Origin of the sequence: Azospirillum endophyticum (assembly GCF_016595245.1) — a bacterium.
Lineage (GTDB): Bacteria > Pseudomonadota > Alphaproteobacteria > Azospirillales > Azospirillaceae > Azospirillum > Azospirillum endophyticum.
This window is the reverse complement of record NZ_JAENHM010000072.1, coordinates 92,395-114,440: the sequence shown is the minus strand read 5'-3', so window position 1 is coordinate 114,440 and position 22,046 is coordinate 92,395. Positions and strand designations below refer to the sequence as shown.

Below are 22,046 nucleotides of genomic sequence, written 5' to 3'. Positions count from 1 at the left end.
GGTAGCTCGTCAGGCTCATAACCTGAAGGCCGCAGGTTCAAATCCTGCCCCCGCAACCACCGACACTTGACGCCCCGGTTCGAAAGAGCCGGGGCGTCCGTGCGTCTGGAGCTTGCGCATCCGGGCAGCGCCCTCACAGACCGCCAGGACGCCGGCCGGCCGCGTCGTGCAACTCGGGCGGGCTTGCGGTCGATCATGAGTGCACCCCCTTCATCGCCTCAGCTTGCTGACTGGCGGTGGCGGCAAGAGGCAACGGCTCTACGACCGAGCCTAATTGGAACTGGCCGATTTCGATCCCGAGGTGGTTAAGCGTTGCCCAGCCTGGGCCTGTGGATGCACAGCCGGTTCAATGCAGGGGCGCCGGGCGGTCGTGTCCCGATGCGTGGTGTAGGAACTGTGGGGAACCGGCTTGCCGCAGCGCCCCTTGCTGGCTGGCGTAGGCGGGCCGGTTATCCACAGCGGGCGGTCATCTTGGTTCTTTGGTAGAGTCTGGTCACCACACCGCGTCCGTCACCGTGGAGATCAGGTCGGCCGACACCTCGATGCCGTAGAGCTCCCGCAGGTGCCCGGTGATCTCCCGCGTCGACATGCCCCGCGCGTACATCGGCACGATTTTTTCGTCGAAGCCAGGGAATCGCCGCTGGTATTTGCCGATCAGCGCCGGATCGAATGTTCCCGCCCGGTCGCGCGGGATCGACAAGTCCATCGACCCGCCCTCGGTCAGAACCGTCTTGCGGCCGTAGCCGTTGCGACGGTTGCCGCTCTCGTCACCGGCCAGATGATGATCCAGTTCCGCTTTCAGCGCCCGTTCCGTCAGTGCTTTCTTCAACTGGTCGAGCAAGCCGTTCTGGTCGAACGCCGTCTTGGCATCCGCCCCCGCCAGAAGCTGGTCGAGGATCGCGTCGGGGATCATCGGGTCTTTGCGTCGGGCCATATTGGCTCTCCTTCTGCTTCAGGATAACCCCGCCGAGCACGAAATTCCGGATAGTCCCCACGCGCGAGATCATTCGCGCCATGGTTCGCCGGATCGAGATCGATGGCGATCACGGTAACGTTGTCTTCCGCATACCGCCATTATCGGAGAGTGCCCCACCCCCTTTCGGCCGAACCTGCCCCAGGGGTGATAATTGGCAACATTGTCGAGGCAGTCATTACACGCCTCATCGGTGCCATCCTCTTGGAGCAGAATGACGAATGGGCCGTTCAGCGGGCACGCTATGTGACGCCGCCCCGCTCGGCGATGATCCCCTCGTCAGCTTGCCCGCCGTGGCCGCTTGACAATCCCAGCCAGATCAGCCGGAGCCCATGAGCGCCTTTCCGCTCCTACACCACGGACGGGGACACGATCGAGCCGTCAAGTCGCCGGCCGCCTGATCCAACGGTCGATAGAGTCCGCAACCGTCATCTCTTGGTCAACCTGGAAGCGATGCCATCATGCGCTCGCCTGCCAAGCCCATTGCAGAAAAGTGAGGCTGCAGCGTTGGATCGGGACAGGATCAGTGTTGAGGTGAATCCATTGAAAGCTCGGTGAGCAAAACCAATATGCGCTCCGCCTCGATCGAGTCGAGCTTCATCACAGCGAAACCGACATGTACGGCCACATAATCATTCACGGAAACGTCAGTTACCAAAGAAAGAGAGATAGTTGTTTTGATGTTATTGCTCTCGACTACCGCGAAATTGCCATCTGTCAATTCGATAACTCGCGCCGGGACTGTAAAACACATGAGCAAGGTTTCCTTTTTTATACCAGAGTTCTCGGGAAATTTGATAAATGATTGCATGAATCGCCTTTGAACTGCGGTCTCATTAATAATAATTTCACTACTCCATAATCATATGTCAGATATGTATTTCTTTGCGTTACGGTCTGCTGAGTGCCTTGAGCGCATCGATGTCTTTAAGAATAAATGAGCGGTTTTCACTTCTCTCCAGTAACTCAAGGCGAACGAATTCATTGATGAGTTGAGATGTGGTTTGCCTGCTGGCCCCGATCAATAAGCCGAGGCTTTCAGTGGTCAGATCCAAGGGCACGGAGATGCCATTTGCGACCTGTTCTCCTCGCGCCTCGGCCTCGTCGATCAGGATTTGCGCCAGCCGCTGCCGGACGTCCTGGAAGACCAGGCTCTCGATGGCGTCGAGCGAGCTGTTCAGCACGTCACCCAGGATGCCGACGATCGCCATCGAGATTTCCGGATGGGCCACCAGCTTCCCACGGAAGTCCCGGGTGTTCATCAGCATGATCTCAGTGTGGCTCATCGCCTCGATCATGGCGCGGGTGTGCGTGCTGAAGATGTCTCCCTGTTCCAGGATGGCCAGGGTGAACTCGCGGCCCTCATAGGACAGGAACACGCGCAGACGGCCGGACACGACGATGAAGACGGCGTTCTCGCCGGACTCCGGCGTGAAGACCAGCGCGCCCTTGTCGGCCTTGCGCAGGCAGGCTCCGGACAGGAAACCGTCGAACGCCTTGCTCTTCATCATGTCCAGCACGTTGGTGCTGAGAAGCCGCATCTTTCTATGCATGACGGGGCTGGTCTCCGCTCTGGTGAACGGATCGCCGCAGGGCAACGGCATCGGTGAGCCAGGCGATCCACGGCTCCAGGCCATGGCCGGACTTCGCCGAAAGCTCCTGCACCGGAGTTCCCGGCCTCAGGGCATGGATCGCGGCGCGGGCGCGGCGGGCGTCGAACTCCGGCAGATGGACGGCCAGATCGGTCTTAGTGACGAGCACCCGGTCGGCCGCGCGGAACATCACCGGATATTTGGCCGGCTTGTCGTCCCCCTCGGTCACCGACAGCAACAGGACGTTGCTGTGCTGGCCGAGGTCGAAATTCGCCGGGCACACCAGATTGCCGACATTCTCGACGAACAGGATGTCGACGCCGCCCAGGTCGACTGCATGCAGCGCCTCGTGGACCATGTGAGCGTTGAGGTGGCAGGCGGTGCCCGTGACGATCTGGACGGCCGGCACGCCGTGGCGGCGGATGCGCTCGGCGTCGTTCTCGGTCTCCAGATCCCCTTCGATCACCGCCATCCGGATCCCCGGCGGCAGGGCGTGGATCGTCGCTTCCAGAAGGCTGGTCTTCCCGCTGCCCGGGGAGGACATGAGATTGACGACGAAGACCCCAGCCGTGTCGAAATGCTGCCGGTTGTGCGGCGCCGTATGGTCGTTCTCATGCAGCAGGTTTTCGAGAACCTCGATCGTGCGTCGGCCGTCGGCGGTCGATGCCAGCCGGTTGCCATCCTCGAACAGGTGGTGGTTGCCGGGGGGCACGGCGCATCCGCAATTGTCGCACATCGGTCGGGTCCTCGAAACTGGGGGTATCGGGTCGGGGGAACTGACGAGGGGCAGCGGCCCGCTTCGCGCTTATCCGGCCATCCCGTCGCTATGCTTGTGGCGGTGCTCATGGCAATGCTCGTGATGATGGGCATGGTGTCGGTGATGCCCATCATGATGGGCATGCCCGGAGAGCGGTTCCGGATCGCCGCCGAGCAGGTCGAGAAGGGCGGCCAGCGCATCGCCGGCCTGCGTCATGCGGGCCATCGCCTCCCGCAGGTTGGCGACGGCCTCCGGCCCGGTCTCGGCGGCGGCATCGAGCCAGCGCCGCATGTCCTCGACATGCCCGGCATTGTGCCCGATCCAGTGCGGGAGAATGACGCGCAAGCGGTCGCGCGTGTCGAAGGTGGCGGTCATGACGGGTCCTCCTCCAGATACACGTGGCCGGACAAGCAGTCTATCCTGCGGACTGAAAATCCAACCAGCGTTACCGTGTCTTCGAACAAAGGGAAAAGGGTGATTTCGCGACAATTCCCAGCATCGAGCTGGGCGATGTCACGGTGGATCGTCTCGCGGCCGTCCGCGTGACGGAGCGTGATCGTCATCTGGCACATGGCAGTTCCTGCGAGGCGATGAAGGCGACGAGCCGTTGCTTGATCGCCTTCACCTCGGTGACGGCAGCCGGGCTGACGTCATAGGCCGACACACCCTGCAGGTCAGCCTGTCGCACCGACGGGTCGAAGGACAGGAAGCCGAGCAGCCGGTCCGGGGGCAGGTTCCCGGCCATGAAGGCGCAGTCGTCCAGCCCCGTCACCTTGCTGCCGACGAAGGCGACGTGGCGGATGCCGATGTCGGCGGCGAGCCCCTCGATCTGCGCCGCCGTCTGCAGGCTGCGCCGGCCGGGTTCGACGACCACGACCAGCGCGTCCACCGATTCCGCGGTGGCGCGGCCGAGATGCTCGACCCCGGCCTCCATGTCCATGACCAGCGCGTCGTCCCGCTCGATCAGCAGATGCTTGACCAGGCTGCGGAGCAGCGTGTGTTCCGGGCAGACGCACCCCGAACCGCCATGGTCGACCGTTCCCATCAGCAGCAGGCGGACGCCGGCATGCGCGACGCTGAACCGGTCGGGCAGATCGTCCACCCGGGGGTTGAGGATGAACAGCGAGCCGTAGCCCGGAGCGGCCCCCGTCCGTTCGCGGGCGAGATCCTTCATGCGGGAAAAGGGCTGCACGCCGGCCAGCCGCTCCGCCGGCACGCCCAGCGCCGAGGCGAGGTTGGCGTCGGGATCGGCGTCGATGGCCAGCACCTTGCGCCCTTCCGCAGCGAAGGAGCGGGCCAACAGCCCGGCCAGCGTGGTTTTTCCGACACCGCCCTTGCCAGTGATTGCGACCTTCATGACGTCCTCCGGACCGGGGGGAGCGATGTCCCCCCGTCTTGTGGGTTTGGCCGGATCAGATGCCGAGCGCCTCGCGCCGCTCCTCGATGGCGCCGAGCAGCGTGTCGGCGGCGGCCTCCGGGTTGGGTTCGACGATGAAGTAGCCGCCGAACAGATCCGCGGCACCGCGGGTCAGCAGGTTGGTGACGACGGTCGAGCCGGTCACCTGCGGTACCGTGCCGATGTGGGTCGGCAGCCCGAGGCAGACGCTCCAGGTGCCGATGGCGACCGCCTTCTCGGACATCGCCTCGGGCGCGGAGGCGACCAGCGGCAACTCGTGCAGATCCACCCCCAGCCGGTCGGCGATCGCGGTGGCGACGGCGACGGCGCGGCTGTTGTCGACGCAGGAGCCCATGTGCAGCACCATCGGCAGCGGCCCGCCCAGCCCGGCGGCCTCGCCGACGGCGGTCAGCACCGCCTTCAGCGTGTCGCCCGCATAGGCGTCGGTCGCTTCCGGCGTCATCAGCCCGAGCTTGGCGAAGGCGCCGGCGCCACAGCCGGTCGCCAGCAGCAGCACGTTGTTCTTCGCCAGCCTCTTGGCGATGGTCTGGAAGCCGCCGTCCTGGGTGCTCTGGGTGTTGTTGCAGCCGGCGAACAGCGCGATGCCGCGGATGTTGCCGTTGACGATGTTGTCGACCAGCGGCTTCAGCGGGTCGTCCGGGTCGATCTTCGCCAGGGCGCCGATCACCGCCTCGGCGCTGAAGCCGACGACCGCCTTGCTGACCGCGCTGGAGATCCGGATGCGCTTGGGATCGCGCAGCGTGAAGGCGCCGATCGCCATGTCGACGATCGTCCGGGCGGTCTCCTCGGCATGCTCCTCATGGAAGCTGACATGGGTGGCGCCCGGCATCTTGTTCTCGTCCATGGTGGTGACGAGCCGGGTGTGGAAGCATTCGGCCACTTCGCCCAGCGACGGCATGATGCACTGCACGTCCACCACCATGGCGTCGAGCGCGCCGGTCAGGATCGCCAGTTCCTGCGACAGGTAGTTGGTGGCGAGCGGCACGCCGTGGCGCAGCATCACCTCGTTGCCGCTGCAGCAGATGCCGACGATGTTGATGCCGTCGCGGGCGCCGGCCGCCCTGGCCTTGTCCTGCATGGTGCGGGCGACGTCGCAGATGACCTCGCTCAGCAGCGGGTTGTGGCCGTTGACCGCGATGTTGACGCTGTCCTTGCGGATGACGCCCAGGTTGGCGGTGGTCACCACCGGCTGCGGCGTGCCGAACATCGCGTCGGACAATTCGGTCGCCAGACACATGCCGGTGAAGTCGGCGAGCGCGCCCTTGATGCCGCCGAGAACCACGTTCGTTGGGTCGGCGTCGCAGCCGACCGAGGTGCGCGCCATGATCTGGGCGACGGTGGCGTCGATGTTGTGCGGCAGCACGTCGAGCGCCCGCAGCTTGTCGACCCGCTTCTTCGGCAGGCTCGACGTGATCCAGTTGCAGGCTTGGTGGTGGTCCTGGTTCCGGTAGTCCTCCAGGGTCAGCGTCGCCACGTCGTAGGCGATGGGGCCGATGGCGCGCCCCTCGGTCGCGACGCCCAGCCGGTTGGCGACGGCGGTCAGCTTGGCCTCGTCGCGGATCCGGTAGGCCGGCAGTTCGTTGCGGCCGACCCGCTGCATGGCGAGCGCGATGTGCCGGCCATGTTCGGAATGGCCGGCGGCGCCGGCGGCCATCATGCGGCTGAGGTTGCGGGCGACGATGGTGTCGCGGTCGGCGCCGCAGATGCCGCGCTGCGGCCCCTTGCCGAAGGGGTCGATGCGGCACGGCCCCTTCCAGCAGATGCGGCAGCAGACGCCGAGCGAGCCGAACCCGCATTGCGGCTGCTGGGTGGCGTGGCGGTCCCACACGGTCGGAATGTCGGCCGCCGCCGCGACGGTGCAGAGTTCGGCGGCTGCGGGGTCGCAGGAATTGCAGGAGGTGCAGGAGCTCATGGAAAGGCCCTCGGCATGTGGCGATGGGAATGGGCGAGTTCGCGGGCGCGGGCCTGGATCAACGCCTTGCGGTAGTCTTCCAGATTGACGAGCTGGATCGCCCTGGTGGGGCAGGCGGCGACGCAGGCCGGATCGCCGTTGCCGGTGTCCGCCCGCCAGGATTCGCAGAGGTCGCATTTCAGCGCGACGCCACGGTTGGTCGGATCGTCGCCGCCGCGATGGCGGTCCGCCTGCACGGTGATGACGCCGAACGGGCAGACCATCACGCACAGCTTGCAGCCGACGCAGTTCTCCTCGACGATCTTCACCTGCCCGTCGGCCTGCCGGCAGGCGCCGGTCGGACAGACATGGGCGCAGGGCGCATCCTCGCACTGGCGGCACTGCATCGGCATCATGACGCCGTCGGCGACGATCACGGTGTTGCGCGGATGCAGAGGCAGGTTCAGCGCGACCGCCTCGTTCAGGGTGTGTCCGTCGCTGTGCGCCACCGCGCAGGCCAGTTCACAGCTGTGACAGCCGAGGCAGCGCTGGGCGTCCGCATAGATGATGGCATTCTCTTTTGGCGAGCTCATGCCTTGGGCCCTTTCCTGATTCTTGTCTTTCCGGTTTCCGGCCACTTGCCGGCCGGCCATTTCCCGGAGGCTAGGTCTCGAAGCTTTCGATGCGCAGTTCCTGGCCGCTCAGGATCGACAGGTCCCCGCCGCCGCAATCGGGGCAGTGGAAACGGAAGCGCTCCACCTCGAACTGCGCGCCGCAGCCGCCGCACCGGGCGCGCACCGGGACATGGTCGATGACCAGCTCCGCCCCCTCGGCGCAACTTCCCTCCGCGAACAGCTCGAAGCAGCCGCGGAGCTGTCCGGGCTCCACCGCCGTCAGCCGCCCGACCCTCAGGGTGACCCGCTTCACGGCCGTGACGCCGTGGCTGGCCGCCTGCTCGAGAAGGATTTCCATGAGACTGCTGACGATGGCCATCTCGTGCATGGTGCCGCCGCTTTCCGTCTGAACCTGAGGGGCAGGTTAGTGGCGGTCGGACAACGCGTCTGTCGGCCCCCTGACAGTTCCGGGGCGCGAGGCGGCCAAAACCGGCGCCGCGTCAATCCGCCACGGGCCGGAAGCGGCGTGGATGCGCGAACCGCCGTCCCGGCTGTCGGGCACCTGACAGACGGTCGCCGCCCCCGGTCCTAAAGTCCGGCCATACGCAATCGAGGCGCAGACGAAGAGGCTGGCCGATGGTTTATCAAAGCGCGATGGACGCCACGCTGCTGGCGTGGCTCGGCGCGGCCCTGCTCCTTGGCGGAGAGGTGCTGGCGCTGGCGCACTACAGGAATCTGCCGCGGGCACTGGCGTTGTCCGCCCTCGCGGAGACCGGATATGTGCTGCTCGGCCTCGGGGTCGGCGGCGCTGCCGGCGATACCGGCGCGATCCTGCATTTCGGTTTCCAGGCGGTCATGCGCGGCCTGGTGGTCGTGGCGGCCTGGTCGCTGATCCGCCGCAGCGGCGCCACCACGCTGGACGGGCTGGCCGGCTGCGGCGCGCGCTTCCCGCTGGCGGCGCTGCTGTTCGGCTTCGGCCTGTTCTCCGTGATGGGGCTGTCGCCCTTCAAGGGATCGTTCAGCAAGTTCCTCATCCTCTATGCCGCCATCGAGCGGGGGGACTGGCTGCTCGCCGCGGCCGGCACGCTCGCGAGCATGATCGCGGCCGCCTACTACGTCCTCATCATCCACGGGGTCTGCCTGACCAGGCCGTCCATCGACGCAGTTCCCGCCGCCACCGACCCGGAGGCGGAGCGCGGGACCGCCTGGACCGTCCCGGTCATGGCGGGGCTGGCGGCGCTCACCGTGGTCATGAGCCTGTGGCCCGAGCCGTTCCTGCATCTGGCGGAACGGCTCGCCGGTGCCGGCGGCGATGCGATCCCGGAATTCGAGGGACCGTGGTCGGCGCTGGTGCTGCTGCCCTATCTCGGCGGCTTCGCGCTCTACGGCGTCGGCCGCTTCAACGTCCGGGCGCGGGACTGGCTGGCGGTGCTGCTGGCGCTCGCCACCGCCGCCGCGGCGTGGAGCGCGCCCGACCTCGACCCGCTGTCGCGGCTGTTCGCCCTGCTGTTCGCCGGGATCGGCCTCGCGGTGACGGTCTATTCCACCGCCTACATGAAGCGGGACGGGAATGCCGGACGCTACTGGCTGCTGCTGTTCCTGATGATCGGCTCGCTGCTGGGCGTGGCGACGGCGCATGAGCTGGGCAATTTCTACGTCTTCTGGGAGCTGATGACCTGGACCTCCTATCTGCTGGTCATCCACGAGCAGACGGGCAAGGCGCTGCGGGCCGGCTTCATCTATTTCCTGATCTGCGCCTCGGGCGCCTACGTGATGCATTTCGGCATCCTGCTGCTGCATGCCGAACTCGGCACCTTCGCCATGGCGGAGATCGCCGCCCGCATCGGCGAGCTGCCGCCGACGGTCGGCGCGCTGGCCGCCTTCGCCTTCCTGACCGCCTTCGCGGCCAAGGCCGGGCTGGTGCCGCTGCATTCCTGGCTGCCGGAGGCGCATCCGGTCGCACCGTCCTCCATCTCCGCGCCGATGTCGGGCATCCTGACCAAGGCCGGCCTGTTCGGGATCGCCAAGATCCTGCTGCTGGTGTTCGGGGCCGGCGCGCTGGAGCGCTTCGGCGCCGTGTCGCTCGACATCGGCGCGGCGGTCAGCGTGCTCGGCTGCCTCACCCTGGTCTATGGCGAGGCGATGGCGGTCCGCGAGCGGACGGTGAAACGGATGCTCGCCTACTCCACCCTCGCGCAGATCGGCGAGATCGCCGCGATCCTCGGGCTCGGCACCCATCTCGCCCTGACCGGCGCCCTGATGCACATCGCCAACCACGCGGTGATGAAGAGCCTGCTGTTCCTGGCGGCCGGCGCCCTGCTGATGCGTGGGCACGGCAAGACGCTGGACGATCTGCGCGGCCTCGGGCGCGCCATGCCGGTGACGGCGGGCTGTCTGGCGGTCGGCGTCCTCGCCATCATGGGGCTGCCGCCCTTCAGCGGCTTCGTCAGCAAGTTCCTGATGATCTACGCCGCCGTCGCCGCCGGCCACACCGCGGTCGCCGCCCTGATCCTGCTGGGCAGCGTGGTCGGCGCCTTCTACTACCTGCGCCTCGTCCGCATCCTGTTCTTCGAGCCCTATGACGGCCCCGCCCTGGCGGAGGCGCCGCTGCCGATGCTCGCCGCCGTCGCCGCGCTGGCCGCGCTGGTGGTCCAGGGCGGGCTGTTCCCGGAGAGCGTGCTGGCGCTGGTCCGCCCGGCGGCCGACCTGCTGGCGGCACGGGGCGGCATCGCGCTGGCCGCGGTCCCCGACCTTGCCATGCACTGGCCGCTGGGGTCCGCCGTGGCGGCGCTGGGCGCGCTCGCCGTCTTCGCCGCCGGGCTGCGCTCGGCCCGGCTCTCGGGCATGCTCGCCGTCGCGGCGATGCTGGCGACGTTGGGCGCGGTTTGGCTGGAGGCCGACCGGTTCGACGGCCTGTCCTTCTGGTTCGCGGCGCTGACCGCCGGCGTCGCAGCGCTGAACCTCGTCTATGCCATCGGCTACATGGCGCACGGTCATGCCCAGGGGCGCTTCTACGCCGCCTTCACCCTGATGGTCGCCGGGCTGATCGGTCTGGCCGGCAACGACACCGGCTTCGGCTTCTTCGCCTTCTGGGAGCTGATGAGCAGCTGGACCCTCTACGCCGTCATCGCCCACGAGGAGACGCAGGACGCGCTGAAGGAGGGGTTCAAGTACTTCATCTTCAACTTCGTCGGCGCCAGCCTGATGTTCTTCGGCATCGTGGTCCTGGCGGTGGCGTCCGGCAGCTTCGCCTTCGCCGATCTGGCGAAGGCGGCGGCCGACGCGGCTGATGGCCGCATGGCCGCCGGTCCGCTCGCCGCCGGCCTCGTGCTGGTGCTGGCCGGGCTGCTGATGAAGGCGGCGATGCTGCCGGTCCGCATCGACTACCAGATGCACCCGGCGACCGCGCCGACGCCGGTCAGCGGCTACATCTCCGCCGTCCTGCTGAAGAGCGGCCCCTACGGCGTGCTCAAGCTGGTCACCGCCGTCGGCGGGGCTGCGGCGGCCGGCCGGCTGGGTGCCGCGGCGGGTCTGCCGGCCCTGAGCGACGCGCTGGCGTCGATCGCCGCGCTGACGATCCTCTATGCCGGGGCGATGGCGATGATCCAGACCGGGATCAAGCGGCTGCTGATCTACAGCACGGTCAGCCAGCTCGGCTACATCCTGCTCGGGCTGTCGCTCGGCACGCCGCTGGGCGTCGCCGGGGGGCTGATGCACCTCGTCAACCACATGCTGCTGAAGGACATCCTGTTCCTGGCGGCCGGCTGCATCCTGGCCCAGAGCCACGTCCACAGCCTGGACGAGCTGGGCGGCCTGGGGCGGCGGATGCCGGTGACGTTCGGGCTGTTCCTGTTCGCCGGCCTGTCGCTGTCGGGCATCCCGCCGCTGAACGGCTTCGCCTCGAAATGGCTGGTCTATCAGGCGGCCTTCGCGGCCGGGCACCCGCTGTTCGGCCTCGCGGCGCTGATGTCGAGCCTGTTCACCCTGGCCGCCGTGCTGAAGTTCGCGCATGCCGCCTTCATGGGAGCGGAAACGCCCAAGGCCGCGGAAATCCACGAAGCGCCGGCCGTCATGCTGGTGCCGATGGGCGTGCTGGCCGGTGCCAGCGTGCTCGCCGGCCTGTTCCCCGGCCTGCTGCTGGTCCCCATCGCCACCGTCCAGGCCGGCCTCGGGCTGGAGCCGGTGGCGGCGAGCTGGGCCGGCGGCCTGCCGGGCGGCTGGCATCCGGGCGTGATCGCCCTGCTGGCGGTGCCGCTGGCCCTGCTGTCCTGGTGGTACGGCCGTCCCGGACGCCATGCCGCGATCCGCACGCACGTCCATGCCTGCGGGGTCAGCGACATCGCCCCGGCTCTCTCCCACGTCACCGCGTCCAACCTTTACGAAACGCCGGAGCGGCTGATCCGGCGGGTCCTGCACGCCAAGCCGCAGGCTTGAGGAGGCCGCCCATGCCCGACATGCTCTCGTCCGACACGCTTTCGCTTCTCTTCGCCGTCCTCGTCTTTCCCGGCGGCCTGTTCGCCCTGTGCGTCGGGCTGGTCCTGAAGGGGCTGGACCGCCGGCTGGCGGCGCGTCTGCAGCGCCGCGTCGGCCCGCCGCTGCTTCAGCCGCTGTTCGACCTCGTCAAGCTGGCCCGCAAGCGCACGCTGGTTCCCGACATCGCCTGCAAGCCGGTCTTCCTGGCGGCGCCGATGGTCGGCTGCGTCAGCATGGCGCTGGCGGCGGCGCTGATCCCGATCCCCGGGGTCTATGATCCCGACCCGCTGCTGGGCGACCTGCTGGTCGTGCTCTATCTGCTGGCGGTGCCGGCGGTGGCGCTGATGATCGCCGGCTCGGCCTCCGGCTCGTCCTACGGCGCCATCGGCTTCTCGCGGGAGATGGCGCTGATGCTGGCCTACGAGGGGCCGCTGCTGATGGTCCTCGTCACGGTCGCCATCAAGACCGGGTTGGCCCAGGGCGGCGTCGTCACCTTCTCGCTGTCGGAGATCGTCCGCTATCAGCAGGAGCACGGTGCCTACCTCGCCGATCCCTGGATGTGGCCGGCTTTCCTCGCCTTCCTGGCCTTCTTCCCGGCCAATCTCGGCATCGCCCCCTTCGACATCCCGGAGGCGGAATCGGAGGTGCTGGAAGGCCCGCTGCTGGAATATTCGGGTCCGCCGCTCGGCCTGTTCAAGGTCATGTCGGCGCTGAAGGCGGTGGTGGTGCTGAGCCTCGGCATCGCCCTGTTCTTCCCGACCGCGCCGGCCGGAGCCCCCGGCCTGCTCGTCCATCTGCTGAAGCTGGGCGTCCTGAGCCTGGCCGGCGTCACCGTGCTGCGCACCGCGATCGGGCGCATGCGGATCGACCAGGCCGTCCTCTTCTATCTCAAATGGCCCGAGGCGCTGGCGATCGCCGGCCTCGCCGCCGTGCTGACGCTCGCTTGAAGGGGAACCGCCATGAGCTTCATCGCCCGCATCTCGCAGCGTTCGCCCTGGCTGTACCGGATCAATGCCGGCTCCTGCAACGGCTGCGACGTCGAACTGGCGACCACCGCCTGCATCCCGCGCTACGACGTCGAACGGCTCGGCTGCCAGTATTGCGGCAGTCCCAAGCACGCCGACATCGTGCTGATCACCGGCCCCCTGACCCTGCGGGTCAAGGACAAGGTGCTCCGCCTCTACGAGGAAATCCCCGATCCCAAGGTGACCGTCGCCGTCGGCATCTGCCCGATCTCCGGCGGCGTCTTCCGCAACAGCTACGCGGTGGCGGGGGCGATCGACCGCTACCTCCCGGTGGACGTCAACGTGCCCGGCTGCCCGCCGCGCCCGCAGGCGATCATCGAGGGAATCGCGAAGGCGATCGACGTCTGGCGCGAACGGCTTTGAGGGTACCGTCATGAACATGCTCATGCTTCTGCTGCGCAACCTCGCCCGGGGGCCGTCCACCGACGCCTTCCCCTTCGGCGACACCTTCACGCCCGAGCGCCTGCGCGGCCGCATCCGCTTCGATCCGGAACTCTGCACCGGCTGCCGCCTGTGCGCGCATGTCTGCGCCGGCGACGCGATCCATTTCGACGAGACGGACGAGGGGCTGCGCTTCACCCTATGGCACAACACCTGCACCTTCTGCGGGCTGTGCGAGCATTACTGCCAGACCAAGGCCATCCACCTGACCGACGACTGGCACCTCGCCCATCTCCAGCAGGACAAGTACGCGATGATCGAGCAGGGCGTGGTCGCCCCCGCCGCCTGTGCCGGATGCGGGTGCCGGATGACCGCACCGGTGCCGGCGCTGACCGCGCTCGCCTACCGCGCCGGCAACCGCCGGATCGAGCATCTGCAGACGCTCTGCCCCGATTGCCGCCGCAAGGCCGGCGTGACAGGAGGCCGCTCATGAAGGCCGAGCTCGGAAGCTTCATCGGCCGGCTCCAACCCGGCTGGATCGTCGAATGCGCCACCGACCGCTACGGCGTCACGGTCGGTTGGTGCGTGCTGGAGGCGGCCGGCGACCTGCTGCCCTTCGCCGCCGCGGTGAAGGAGGCCGGCGGGCGGCTCAGCACCATCACCGCCTACCAGCCCAAGGATCCCGACGCCGCGGTGCGGGAGATCGCCTATCATTTCGACCTGGACGGCGACACGCTGACCGCCACCGTCCGCCTGCCGCGCCGGGGGGCGGAGATCGACTCGCTGACCCCGCTTTTCCGCAACGCCGACTGGAACGAGCGGGAGTTCATGGAACTCTACGACATCCGGGTCCGCAACCACCCCGACCCGCGCCGCCTGTTCGTCGACGCAACGGTGGATCCGGCAGTCCTCGACCGGCTGATCCCTTTTTCCGCCATGGTCAACAGCGCCAGCACCAAGACGCTGTGGGAGCGGATCATGGCCAAGACCGGAGACGAACAATGACCACCTACACCATCCCGGTCGGTCCCCTCCACGTCGCTCTCGAAGAGCCGATGTACTTCAAGGTCGAGGTGAACGGCGAGACCGTCGCGTCGGTCGACATCAACGCCGGCCACGTCCACCGCGGCGTCGAATACCTGACGATGCAGCGGAATTTCTACCAGAACATCACCCTGACGGAGCGGCTCTGCTCGCTCTGCTCGAACAGCCACCCGACCACCTACTGCACGGCGCTGGAGACCATCGCCGGGATCCGCATCCCGGAGCGGGCGCACTACCTGCGCGTCATCGCCGACGAGATCAAGCGCGTCGCCTCCAACCTCTTCAACGTCGCCATCATGGCGCACATCATCGGCTTCGACTCGCTGTTCATGCATGTCATGGAAACGCGCGAGGTGGCGCAGGACGTCAAGGAGACCATCTTCGGCAACCGCATGGATCTGGGTGCCAACCGCATCGGCGGCGTGCGCTACGACCTCGATGCGAAGAACCAGGACTATCTGTCCCAGCAGATGGAGCGGATGAAGGCCGATCTGGCGGAGATCCTCGATATCTACCGCAACAACGCCATGATCGCCCTGCGCACCGTCGGGGTCGGCGTGCTGCCCCATGACAAGGCGCTGGACTACGCCGTCGTCGGGCCGGTCGCCCGCGGCTCGGGCATCGCCTACGATGTGCGGACCAAGGCGCCCTATGCCGCCTACGACCGGCTCGACGTGCCGGTGGTGACGGAGACCGGCGGCGACGTCCGGGCGCGGGCGCTGGTGCGGCTGCGCGAGGTGCAGGTCGCCATCGACCTCATCCAGCAATGCCTGCGCGACATGCCCGACGGTCCCATCGCCATCGGCGGCCTGCCGCGCATTCCGGCAGGCGAGGCCATCGCCAAGTCGGAAGCCCCGCGCGGCGAGCTGATCTACTACCTGCGCACCGACGGCTCCGACAAGCCGGAGCGGCTGAAATGGCGGGTGCCGAGCTACATGAACTGGGACGCCCTGCACGTCATGATGGAGGGCAACCGGATTTCCGACATCCCGCTGATCGTGAACAGCATCGACCCCTGCATCTCCTGCACCGAACGCTGATCCGCTCGGCCGCAGGCCGTCGTCCGTTTCGGCGGCGGGCTCTCTCAGACCATATAAGGATACACGCGATGAACAAGCTGCTCTCCGCCGGCCTCGCCGGCTTGGCGGTCGTGACGCTCGCCTTGCCGGCAGCCGCCCACACCGGCCATGCGGACGGGATGGGCTTTCTTGCCGGCTTCCTCCATCCGCTCGGCGGCCTGGACCATCTGTTGGCGATGGTTGCGGTTGGCCTCTGGGCCGCCCAGACGGGTGGCCGGGCCCTGTGGATGCTGCCGGTTGCCTTCGTCACCATGTTGACCGGCGGGGCCCTCGCCGGCATGAGTGGCATCGAAGTCCCGATGGTCGAAGCAGGCATTGCCGCATCCGTGGCGGTGCTGGGCCTGCTGGTCCTCCTGAACAAGCGGGTGCCGGTCTCCGCAGGCATGGCGCTGGTCGGTGTCTTCGCTGTGTTCCATGGCCATGCCCATGGCGCCGAGATGCCTGCAACCGCCCAGCCGATGCTGTTCGGCGCCGGATTCATCCTTTCCACCGTGTTGCTGCACGGCGCCGGCATTGCCGCCATGGCGATTGGGCGTGGTGTCGCCAGGCGTTCGGCGCGGCCGACGGCGGCGTAAACGGCGGCGATACATGCTTCGCCTTGCAGGCGATGCACGCTTCGTCCGGGGGAGGCGATCAGGCGGATTGATCAGGCGGATTTCCGGGACCGGCATGCCGAGACTGGTCATCTGGTTGATGAGCCATGCCGGATCTGCCGGAGATCGATTTGTCCAGGAGTCATCCGACACGCCGCGGGTGCGGGAATCCTGTTCGGTGAAGGCCAAATCCCGTCCCCGCAGACAAATCTTCGAAAAGCCTGCCGAGCCGACGCTTGGCAGGCTTTTTGCCGTCCCGATCCTTGTGCTCCCCTTGCCCAATTGCAGCGACTGTGACGGGGTTGCCGCGTCGGAAGACCGCCGACTCGATCGAAGGCCAGCGAACAAGGAGTGGCGATGAGTTTTTAACTGCCCCGCAAATCAACGGGCGCGCGAAATTAACGCCTCATAAACGCATTTACAATGAACCTGTTTGAGACAAAAGCCAGACAGGTGGAGGGCCGCCAAGCCGGGAAGGGGCTGGGGGCAATTTTCCTGTCGCGCGACCACGAGCCGTGTGCCGGCCTCCCCAGGAGACATAAATGTTCAATATTTTGACCGTCATTATTTCGGTCGCCCTCACGGCGGTGATGGGAGCCGCCGGTGTGTTCTACGTGGGTAGCGCCTTCACCACCGCCGGTCCGAAGGCGGCCGCGGTCGGCATCATCCAGGCGCTGTCGCAGGTCGACGCCGCCTGGACGCTGTATGGCAGCAACGGCAACACCACGACGCTCGGCGCCGCGGGCGCGACCTTCCCCACCATGTCCGGTGCGGCGACGCAGACCGACCTGATCAACACCGGCTATCTCGCCGCCGTGCCGACCGCGCCGACGATTTCCGCCACCTGGAACGGTGCCGCCGGCGCCTACACGCTCGACCTGACCAACACCGCGACGGCGACCGGCGTCACCCAGTTCACCAGCTTCGCCAACGGCGGCATCTTCCTGGTGCTCGGCACCACCGCCCTGTCGCAGTGCACGGAAATCGCCCGCGCCGGCGGCCAGATCAGCGCCACCGGCACGTTGGCCGTTCCCGGCACCGGCCTGACGCTGACGGTCGCCACCCCGGCGGCCTTCAACACCGCCTTCACCGGCTACAAGTTCGGCTGCGTCCAGGTGACCACGGCCACGGCGGTGACCTTCAACAACGTGACCGGCATCGCCGGCGACAACAACAAGTACATCGCCTACTACAAGTTCTAAGCAACGCCTGAATAGCCCTGTTCCCGACCGAAACGCCCCGGCCCCCACGGCCGGGGCGTTTCCGTGCCATTTTCGGGAGACGGCGGCAACGGGATTGGTCCGGGGCCCGGCCGCGGGATAGAGTGGGCCCGATTTGGAGGCCGTGCCATGACATCGCTGATCCTGATGGCCATCATGGCCATCTCGCTGGTGGCGACGACCGGCTACACCGCCTACACCATGGTCGAGGCGTCGAACCGGGTCAGCCAGGCGCAACGGAGCGCGGCGGACATGCACCGGCTGGCGGCCCTGGTCGAGGCGAATCTGCGTGTGCTCGACAATGACGGAGTCGCCAGCCCGCCGGCGCCGGAGGATCCGCCGTCGCGCCCGGCGACCGCATCATCCGCGAAGCCCGAGGCGGCGGGGCGCAAGGCCGCAGCGAAGGAACCGGCGCAACCGGCCGGCACTTTGCCACGCTGGCTGATGCCCGGCACCCGGACGCCCTGGGGGGCGGTCTATGGCTATTGCGTGTTCGCTCCGGCGGCGGATCGGGCGGCGGCACAACTGCGTACGGCTTCCTGGCCGGCGGGCGTGTCCGGCGGTGGACGCAGCTATGTGGCGGCGGCCCCGGCCCCTCCAGCGGAACTTGCCCGTGCCGGGGTGATCGCGGCGGTCGTGGCACCGCCGATCGGCTCGACGACCCTGCCGGACTGCGCCGCTCTGACCTTCCGCGATGGCAGGATCGAAGTTCCGGAGGGGAGCGCCGTCGCCGTCACCCGCGGGGCCTCGGCCGATCTCGCCGCCCTGGCCGCCTCGGCGACGGTCACGCGCCATGTCGCCCCGGCCGCGCAGGGCGATGCGACCGGGACCAGCCAGGGCGACGCCATGACGCTGTCGGCCGCGCTGGGGCATTGGCAGGCGACCCGGCCGGCGACGATGGTCCTGCGCCTCGCTCCCGGGCGGCATGAACTGCCGGCAGCGCAGGTGCAGGCGCTTGCCGCCGATCCGAACGGCGGCGGCCGGGCCTTGCGTCTGGTGCTGAAGGCGGAAGGCCCGGGCGTCGTGGTGGCGACCAACCCGCCGGATGTGGCGCTCCGGTTGCCGACCGACGTCCGGATCGAGAATATCGGCTTCGAAATGCCGGTGGAGGCGCTGCCCGGCACCCAGCTGACCTTCGTGGGCGACAACGCGATCTCCACCGGCCGGGCCGCCGGGCTGCGGGTGGCGCATGCACGGCTGGACGTCGCCGGCGGGCGGCTGGCGGTGTCGGCTCCCGGTGGCGACGGTGTCCTGGTGGATGGCGGCACCGCCTTGTTCCGCGACGCGACGGTCGAGGTCACGGTGGGGGCCGGGCGCAGCGCGCTGGTGTCCTCGCTGGGTGCCGGCGTCATCTTCACGGCGGAGACCCGGCGCCCCCGGCTGCAGGTCCATGGCCGGGGCCTGCCGATGGCGGCGCTGCGCAGCGGCGGTGGCCAAGCCATCCTCGACCGCACCGACGTCGCGGTGGACAACGGCACGCCCTTCGGCATCGTCATCGAGAACGGCCAGCTCGAGATGAAGTCCTCCGTCATCGGCGGCCCGGCGGCCCGGCCGGGCAGCGCCGGAGTCCTCGATCTCGGCGGGTCGCATGCCGTGGCGGATCCGAACAGCCACATCTGGTCGGCGCCGGGCGGCCGTTGCGCCCAGGGGGCGCTGTTCACCCAGCAGACGGGACAGCAGATGACGGCGGGCGAGGGCGCCCGTGCCGTTTCCGGGGCCGCCGCGTCGGGCGTGGCCATCCCCTCGGTCGCCAACCGTGCGAGCTGGACATGCCGGTCCTGAAGCCGTCCGCCGCCTTCCGCGAGGAACTGGCCGGCTACCTGCTGCGCAAGGGGCTGGTGACCCGCGGCATCCTCGACGCCGCGATGGCGGAGCAGAGGGTGACCGGCGAAAGCCTGGGCGCCATCCTGGTGCGGAACGGCTTCCTTGCCCGCGCGGACCTGGACGAGGCGAAGATCAGCCATGAGACGGCGCTGGAAACGCCGGAGGCGATGGGGGGGACGCCGATCCCCCTGCCGTTGCTGGAGCGCCATGCGATCATCGTCACCGGGCTCAGCGACGATGCGGTGCATGTCGCCACCCTGCATGAGGAATCGGTGGCCGGCCGGCTGGCTTCCCGCTATTACCCCGGACGGACGGTGCGCTTCAGCAGCTTCGTCCCCGACCAGTTCGACGAATTCCTCGACCGCGTCCGCCGTGCCCAGGCCGGGCTGGAGGACAGCGACCCGGTGGAACAGCTGGTGTCCCGTGCGGTGGAAGCCGGGGCATCCGACATCCACATCCTGCCGCGCCGCAAGACCTGCAGCATCTTCCTGCGGGTGGACGGGATCCGCCGCCTGATGGACGAGACGGCGGCCGGCACCGCCGCCACCATCGTCGCCAGGATCAAGGATCGCTCCGGCATGGATCTGGCGGAGCGCCGACTGCCGCAAGAGGGCCGCTTCGAGGTCGAGCATCGCGGCCGCCCGGTCGACCTGCGCGTGACGACCGTCCCGTCGGTGGACGGCGAGATCATCGTCCTGCGCATCCTGGATGTCGAGCGGGTGCAGCCGAACCTCGACACGCTCGGCATCAGCCATGTCGGCGACTGGCGCCGCGCGGTCGACCGGCGCCATGGGCTGTGCCTCGTCTGCGGGCCGACCGGCTCGGGCAAGTCCACCACCCTGACCGCGACCGTGCGCGAGATGGACCGGCTCGGCCGCGCCATCTACAGCATCGAGGATCCGGTGGAATACCGCATGGCCTATACGGGGCAAGTGAACGTCAACCCGGCGGTGAAGCTCGACTTCGCGCGGGTCGTCCGTACCTTCATGCGCGCCGACCCCGATGTGATCGTGCTGGGCGAGGTGCGCGACGAGGAGACGGCGCAGATCGCGGTGCGGGCGGCCGACACCGGGCATATGGTGCTGACCACCCTGCATACCGGATCGGTGAACGGGGCGATCGACCGGCTGCGCCATCTCGGCGTTCCGACCCACGACATCAAGTCGCTGCTGCGCGGCGTGCTGGTGCAGTCGCTGGTCCGCACCCTCTGCCGGGCCTGCCATGGCGCCGGCTGCGCGGCTTGCGGCAATGCCGGCTATGCCGGGCGGACGGCGGTCAGCGAATGCGCGGTGTTCGACGATCCCGCCGCCGTCGTCGCCGCGGCCAGAGGCGGGCGGAACTGGCCGTCGCTCTACGAGGATGCGGTCGCCAAGTTCCATGCCGGCATCACCACGGCGGCCGAACTGCGCCGGGTCTTCGGCAGCGAAGCCAAGGGCATGGAGCAGCGCATGCCGGCGCCGCGGCCGAAAAAGTGAGGCCGAAGGCGTGAGAGGCTGCGAGATTTCAGGGGGGCTTCTCGGCCGTCATCCCCGCGAAGGCGGGGTTCCAGGCGTCTCCGTGTCTGCACCCTTGAGTTTGCTGGATTCCTGCCTTCGCGGGAATGACGGCCGAGGAGAACTCGTGATCGGAGCGGATGCGATGCGCCTCAAGCCTCATGGAATTTCGCAAGCTCCGAGATCCATCAAGCGATGAACCTTATCCAGGCGATCTTCGCCCTTGCCCTGATGGGAATGGTGGTCGCGGGCGGCATCCAGTACGTCAACCCGTCGGCGATGACGAAAAGCCGCCTTGCCTCGCAGGCGGATGCCGGATTTTCCGTGCTGGAGGGCGCCTATCGCAGCCGGCAGGCCAGCGGCGGTACGGCGCCGCCCGCAGATGGATGGCAGGCGGCGCTGTTCCCGGCTTTCGGCACGTTGCCCGCCGCGGTCTCGGGATTGTCCTGGTCCTATGGCGTGCAGGCGGGGGGGATCTGGTTCTGCCTGTCCGGCCCGCTGTCCCGTGGGGCCGCCGATCCGGTGACGGGGGCGCTGACCTCCCTCGCCAGCCGCCGACCGGAGGGCCTGTACGAGGTGACGCGAAGCTGCGGCGGAGCGGGGGGAGAGCCGGCGGAAACCGTCGCCGCCACCCTTTGGATGCAGCGGGCGGCGCGCTAGGCCTGCGGTTCCGGCCCTGTTTGCGCCAAAGTTGTTTCGGCGGCGGCCATTGACCATGGGGCGCCGGCGGGCATAGACATGCTGCGGCGTCCTGCCCATGCGTGGTAGCTTGGGTGGAGGGTCGCCACCTCTTTCGATGAGTCGGGAAGGCAGGGGCGTTCTTGGGCAACGGCGGTCTCGCGACCAACGTCATGTACGGCTTCCTGGAAGGTGTGGAGCGCCGCGACGCCCTCGCCTATGCACGGTCGTTCGCCCGCAGGACGGTGGGAAGCTCCGAGCGCTGCTGGTATGCGGTCGAACCGCTGTGGACCGGATTCCTCTATGAAATTCACGAGGGCGGCCCCGGCCGCTCCTTCCTGCCCGATCTGGTGACGGAACTTGATGCCAATCCCGGCGGCATCGCGCTGGTGCCGTCGGGGCGGCGGGTCTTCGAGCTGACCGTGCGCAACGGGCGTCCGGTCGGCGGGCTGCTGCCCGAGGCCAAGAGCCGGCAGGTCCAGCTTCAGATGGCGGCGATCCGCCCGACGGTGCCGGTCGACGGCAAGCCCTACGGCGTGATGATCCCGCCCTGGGTGACCGCCGATCAGGTCCGGCTGCGCACCATCCGGGCGACCCGGCGGATGCGGCGCGTGTCGGTTCCGGTCTCGGTGCCGTTGGCCCTGTCCTCGGTCGGTTTCGCCGCAGGGCTGGGGCTGCTGACCACCGGCGGCGGGCTGTATTACTGGTCGCCCCACCGCGTGCCGCAACCGCAGGCGCTGACCCTGGAGCAGATGCCGCACCGGCAGTGGGAGGCGGCGCTGGCCGCCATCGGCCCCGACAATTACGTCAGCAAGCTGGAATACCGCGACGGCAAGTGGACCATCGAGATCGCGGGCCAGACTGCGGGTGCCCGCTGATGCTCCGGGGAGCCGCGAATTTACCCATTCTCAAGCATAGCGCTGGGAGTATTGCCGCCGGACCGGATGGTCGCAACCAGCGGGCGGGAATGATGGCGCACCGGGTTTCCGGAA

General features: G+C 68.1%; 21 protein-coding genes and 2 pseudogenes. 13 read left to right on the top strand and 10 right to left on the bottom strand.

What is annotated here, in order from left to right:
* Window positions 1-499 precede the first annotated feature (499 nt).
* Window positions 500-934: pseudogene (locus tag JHL17_RS26835) on the bottom strand (transposase); the annotation flags it as partial.
* A gap of 207 nt (window positions 935-1,141) precedes the next feature.
* Here JHL17_RS26835 and JHL17_RS26830 point away from each other — a divergent pair.
* A pseudogene (locus JHL17_RS26830) lies at window positions 1,142-1,278 on the top strand (IS256 family transposase); the annotation flags it as partial.
* Window positions 1,279-1,496: 218 nt separating this feature from the next.
* On the opposite strand, the gene JHL17_RS26825 reads toward JHL17_RS26830, so the two are convergent.
* The 9 genes from JHL17_RS26825 to hypA form a co-directional block, all read right to left on the bottom strand.
* Complete coding sequence (locus tag JHL17_RS26825; protein ID WP_200197736.1) at window positions 1,497-1,727, bottom strand: HypC/HybG/HupF family hydrogenase formation chaperone; 231 nt, start codon at window positions 1,725-1,727, stop codon at window positions 1,497-1,499.
* A gap of 136 nt (window positions 1,728-1,863) precedes the next feature.
* Window positions 1,864-2,514: a Crp/Fnr family transcriptional regulator gene (locus JHL17_RS26820; RefSeq protein ID WP_200197735.1), complete on the bottom strand. Its 651-nt coding sequence runs from the start codon at window positions 2,512-2,514 to the stop codon at window positions 1,864-1,866.
* Between the two features lie 4 nt (window positions 2,515-2,518).
* The gene (hypB, locus tag JHL17_RS26815) at window positions 2,519-3,301 is read right to left on the bottom strand and encodes a hydrogenase nickel incorporation protein HypB (RefSeq protein WP_200197734.1); all 783 of its coding nucleotides are present in this window, start codon (window positions 3,299-3,301) and stop codon (window positions 2,519-2,521) included.
* A gap of 69 nt (window positions 3,302-3,370) precedes the next feature.
* Window positions 3,371-3,697, bottom strand: a complete 327-nt coding sequence (locus tag JHL17_RS26810; protein ID WP_200197733.1) for a DUF8180 domain-containing protein — start codon at window positions 3,695-3,697, stop codon at window positions 3,371-3,373.
* On the bottom strand, window positions 3,694-3,885 hold the full coding sequence (locus JHL17_RS26805; protein WP_200197732.1) for a hypothetical protein: 192 nt from the start codon (window positions 3,883-3,885) through the stop codon (window positions 3,694-3,696). Before JHL17_RS26805 ends, JHL17_RS26810 begins: the two co-directional genes overlap by 4 nt.
* The gene (locus tag JHL17_RS26800; protein WP_200197731.1) at window positions 3,882-4,679 is read right to left on the bottom strand and encodes an ATP-binding protein; all 798 of its coding nucleotides are present in this window, start codon (window positions 4,677-4,679) and stop codon (window positions 3,882-3,884) included. The genes JHL17_RS26805 and JHL17_RS26800 overlap by 4 nt, the downstream gene beginning before the upstream one ends.
* Window positions 4,680-4,734: 55 nt before the next feature.
* Window positions 4,735-6,651, bottom strand: a complete 1,917-nt coding sequence (gene cooS, locus JHL17_RS26795; RefSeq protein WP_200197730.1) for an anaerobic carbon-monoxide dehydrogenase catalytic subunit — start codon at window positions 6,649-6,651, stop codon at window positions 4,735-4,737.
* Window positions 6,648-7,223, bottom strand: a complete 576-nt coding sequence (locus JHL17_RS26790; protein ID WP_200197729.1) for a 4Fe-4S dicluster domain-containing protein — start codon at window positions 7,221-7,223, stop codon at window positions 6,648-6,650. Before JHL17_RS26790 ends, cooS begins: the two co-directional genes overlap by 4 nt.
* A 70-nt stretch (window positions 7,224-7,293) precedes the next feature.
* Window positions 7,294-7,632, bottom strand: a complete 339-nt coding sequence (gene hypA / locus JHL17_RS26785; RefSeq protein WP_200197728.1) for a hydrogenase maturation nickel metallochaperone HypA — start codon at window positions 7,630-7,632, stop codon at window positions 7,294-7,296.
* 248 nt (window positions 7,633-7,880) lie between these two features.
* Here hypA and JHL17_RS26780 point away from each other — a divergent pair, with 248 nt between their 5' ends.
* The 12 genes from JHL17_RS26780 (at window position 7,881) to JHL17_RS26725 (ending at window position 21,932) form a co-directional block, all read left to right on the top strand.
* Window positions 7,881-11,678 (top strand): proton-conducting transporter transmembrane domain-containing protein, encoded by a 3,798-nt coding sequence (locus tag JHL17_RS26780; protein ID WP_247893843.1) that lies wholly within the window; start codon window positions 7,881-7,883, stop codon window positions 11,676-11,678.
* An 11-nt stretch (window positions 11,679-11,689) separates the two neighbouring features.
* On the top strand, window positions 11,690-12,664 hold the full coding sequence (locus JHL17_RS26775; RefSeq protein WP_247893842.1) for a respiratory chain complex I subunit 1 family protein: 975 nt from the start codon (window positions 11,690-11,692) through the stop codon (window positions 12,662-12,664).
* Between the two features lie 12 nt (window positions 12,665-12,676).
* Window positions 12,677-13,105, top strand: a complete 429-nt coding sequence (locus JHL17_RS26770) for an NADH-quinone oxidoreductase subunit B family protein (protein ID WP_200197727.1) — start codon at window positions 12,677-12,679, stop codon at window positions 13,103-13,105.
* 10 nt (window positions 13,106-13,115) lie between these two features.
* A complete protein-coding gene (locus JHL17_RS26765; protein ID WP_200197726.1) occupies window positions 13,116-13,616 on the top strand; it encodes a 4Fe-4S binding protein in 501 nt (166 codons plus the stop codon).
* Window positions 13,613-14,128, top strand: coding sequence for an NADH-quinone oxidoreductase subunit C (locus JHL17_RS26760; protein ID WP_200197725.1), 516 nt, complete (start codon window positions 13,613-13,615; stop codon window positions 14,126-14,128). Before JHL17_RS26765 ends, JHL17_RS26760 begins: the two co-directional genes overlap by 4 nt.
* Window positions 14,125-15,207, top strand: a complete 1,083-nt coding sequence (locus JHL17_RS26755) for a hydrogenase large subunit (RefSeq protein WP_200197724.1) — start codon at window positions 14,125-14,127, stop codon at window positions 15,205-15,207. The genes JHL17_RS26760 and JHL17_RS26755 overlap by 4 nt, the downstream gene beginning before the upstream one ends.
* Window positions 15,208-15,275: 68 nt before the next feature.
* The gene (locus tag JHL17_RS26750) at window positions 15,276-15,821 is read left to right on the top strand and encodes a HupE/UreJ family protein (protein ID WP_200197723.1); all 546 of its coding nucleotides are present in this window, start codon (window positions 15,276-15,278) and stop codon (window positions 15,819-15,821) included.
* Between the two features lie 560 nt (window positions 15,822-16,381).
* Window positions 16,382-17,041: a hypothetical protein gene (locus tag JHL17_RS26745; protein WP_200197722.1), complete on the top strand. Its 660-nt coding sequence runs from the start codon at window positions 16,382-16,384 to the stop codon at window positions 17,039-17,041.
* A 147-nt stretch (window positions 17,042-17,188) separates the two neighbouring features.
* Window positions 17,189-18,841 carry a hypothetical protein gene (locus tag JHL17_RS26740; RefSeq protein ID WP_200197721.1) on the top strand — a complete coding sequence of 551 codons (1,653 nt, stop codon included), beginning with the start codon at window positions 17,189-17,191 and terminating at the stop codon, window positions 18,839-18,841.
* Complete coding sequence (locus JHL17_RS26735; protein WP_200197720.1) at window positions 18,829-20,358, top strand: GspE/PulE family protein; 1,530 nt, start codon at window positions 18,829-18,831, stop codon at window positions 20,356-20,358. Before JHL17_RS26740 ends, JHL17_RS26735 begins: the two co-directional genes overlap by 13 nt.
* A gap of 213 nt (window positions 20,359-20,571) precedes the next feature.
* Window positions 20,572-21,036, top strand: coding sequence for a hypothetical protein (locus JHL17_RS26730; RefSeq protein WP_200197719.1), 465 nt, complete (start codon window positions 20,572-20,574; stop codon window positions 21,034-21,036).
* A gap of 161 nt (window positions 21,037-21,197) precedes the next feature.
* Window positions 21,198-21,932, top strand: coding sequence for a hypothetical protein (locus tag JHL17_RS26725; protein ID WP_247893841.1), 735 nt, complete (start codon window positions 21,198-21,200; stop codon window positions 21,930-21,932).
* Window positions 21,933-22,046: the final 114 nt, after the last annotated feature.